This is a genomic window from Xylanibacter ruminicola, from assembly GCF_900142525.1.
Classification (GTDB): domain Bacteria; phylum Bacteroidota; class Bacteroidia; order Bacteroidales; family Bacteroidaceae; genus Prevotella; species Prevotella ruminicola_A.
This window is the reverse complement of record NZ_FRBD01000062.1, coordinates 1-1075: the sequence shown is the minus strand read 5'-3', so window position 1 is coordinate 1075 and position 1075 is coordinate 1. Positions and strand designations below refer to the sequence as shown.

Genomic DNA, 1075 nt, shown 5'->3' with positions numbered 1-1075 from the left:
TCAGGCCGCCCGCAAATTCGGTTGGAAAGAACCGTTGGAGTTCAATGGCTACGTAGAAGATTACTTGTGGTAAGTATCCCGCCAAGCTGATCTGTTGTTATGATTCCACCCCATAATCTCAAACATTATTTAAAGAAACTACAAAAATATCTCGTGTCTTTATCTATTGGCCCCAAATTATATTCGTCATAAAAACGGTTTACAATAGTTACAACATCCCTTTTAGCTGGCTGATAATTGTATCGGTCAGCCATCATATATGCATAATACAACATGAAAGCATACATAGTATCATTAGACATCTTCTCTTTCAACTTCTCGTAGTCTTTAATAGCCCCTTTGAGACAGCCTACTTTTAAACGTTGTATTTCAGAACTTTTATAGGTTATTTTTGGAAATCTGATTCCTGTTTCATTCGTTGGTATAGATTCAAAACGTTCAATAATTTGCTTACCTCTCTTATGTTGAGTACAGGATTCCCATTTTTTCAGATAATACAATGAAATCTCTTTCGAGTTCTTACTAATATTAGGATTGCTTAATGATTCAGACAAGCAACATGCAACTCTTATCTTTGCGACATCTAGTCCTAATCTATTAGCTACCACCAAGTTAAACAATAGTGATTCTGAATATACATCTGCCTCATTAAAAACATTTTCTAATTCAAAAAACTGAATGTTATCTGGAGTTTTTATTAGTTGTGTAAATTTCTCTAAGCAATGCCTATAATAGTAAGAATCAGCATCAGTTATATTATCCGGCTCAAGACTATGAGACGGGTTATTTGATTTTTGGGGTTGTACATTATCTGTACACCCTGTTTGTAAAAAAAGTACAAACAAAATACTACAAATAAATAACTTTTTCATTTTTGCCAATATAAATCTTGTGATGTTTTCTTCAAAAGTGTAGAATAATCAAATTCTCGTGTACCAGGAAGAGTGTTCCCAGGATATTCTTTTATAACTTCTCCATTTAAATATTCGCGCCAAACTCCAGCAATCACAGGGTCGGTTCTTCTGATCATCTTTATTGAATCACAACTTTTGTATAACACCAAACGAAACTCCCG

At 34.0% G+C, this 1075-nt stretch carries 2 protein-coding genes; both read right to left on the bottom strand.

The features are described 5' to 3' along the window. Positions 1-125 precede the first annotated feature (125 nt). Complete coding sequence (locus tag BUB86_RS16905) at positions 126-872, bottom strand: hypothetical protein (protein ID WP_073211908.1); 747 nt, start codon at positions 870-872, stop codon at positions 126-128. Then, positions 869-1075, bottom strand: a 207-nt coding sequence (locus BUB86_RS17815) for a hypothetical protein (protein WP_217653248.1), incomplete at its 5' end; no start/stop codon positions are given. The genes BUB86_RS17815 and BUB86_RS16905, both read right to left, overlap by 4 nt.